This is a genomic window from Actinomadura sp. 7K507 (genome assembly GCF_004348425.1).
Taxonomy (GTDB): domain Bacteria; phylum Actinomycetota; class Actinomycetes; order Streptosporangiales; family Streptosporangiaceae; genus Spirillospora.
Window position 1 is genome coordinate 1 of record NZ_SMKK01000532.1, and the last position, 1,171, is coordinate 1,171.

At 71.5% G+C, this 1,171-nt stretch carries 1 protein-coding gene; it reads left to right on the top strand.

The window, feature by feature from the left end; all coding sequences use genetic code 11:
- The coding region (locus E1285_RS45095) for a polyketide synthase dehydratase domain-containing protein (RefSeq protein ID WP_207947319.1) at window positions 1-1,171 on the top strand (1,171 nt) is incomplete at both ends.

Below are 1,171 nucleotides of genomic sequence, written 5' to 3' on the forward strand. Positions count from 1 at the left end.
CCTTCCTGGAAATCGGACCCGACGCCGCGCTGACCGCCACCGCCGACCCCGGCGACGAGGCGGAGTTCATAGCCGTCCAGCGCCGTGACCGCGACCAGCCCCGCCAACTGCTGTCGGCGGTCGGGGAGCTGTACACCCGCGGTGTTCCGGTTGACTGGGCGGCGCTGTTCCCCGGTGCCCGGCGGGTCGACCTGCCGACCTACGCCTTCCAGCGGCAGCGGTTCTGGCTTGATTCGGTCGCTGTCCCGGCTGATCCGGCAGCGGCGGGGCAGCAGAACGCCGATCATCCGTTGCTGGCGGCGATGGTGGCGCTGCCCGGCAGCGATGGTGTGGCTTGGACCGGGCGCTTGTCGTTGGACGCTCATCCCTGGCTGGCCGACCACACCGTCACCGGAACGGTGCTGCTGCCCGGCACCGCGTTCGTGGAACTGGCGTTGTTCGCCGGTGATCAGGTCGGCTGTCCCACGATCGAGGAACTCACCTTGCACCATCCGCTGGTGCTGTCGCCTGATCAGGGCGCCGCGATCCAGGTCACCGTGGCCGGGCCGGACGAGGCCGGTCACCGTGCGGTGGAGGTCCATTCCCGTCCCGAGGGCAGCGCCGAGTCACTGTGGACGGTGCATGCGACCGGGACGGTGGGTCTCAACGCTGTCCAGGTGCGGGCCGGTGCGGGGGTGTGGCCGCCCGAGGGGGCCGTCGCGGTGCCGGTGGCGGAGTTCTACGATCGGCTGGCCGATCAGGGACTCGCCTACGGCCCGTCCTTCCAGGGCCTGCAGACGGCCTGGCGGCGCGGCGGGGAGGTCTTCGCCGAGATCGCGGTCACCGGCCTGGAAGTGGGCGGGTACGGCATCCACCCCGCACTGCTGGACGCCGCACTACACACAGCCTTCCTACACACCAACACCAACACCGACACCAACACCGGCAGCACCGACAGCGGCACCGACACCGACAGCACCGACACCGGCACCAGCGGCAGCGGCTCCGGCTCGGGTCTGGGGGTGGCGGTGCCGTTCAGCTGGAGCGGCATCGGGTTGCACGCCACCGGCGCGACCGCGCTGCGCGTCCATCTCCCCGACCCGCAGACCCTGCACATCACCGACACCACCGGGGCACCGGTGGCCACCGTCACCACCGTCACCACACGCCCCCTGACCACCGGCCCGGCCGC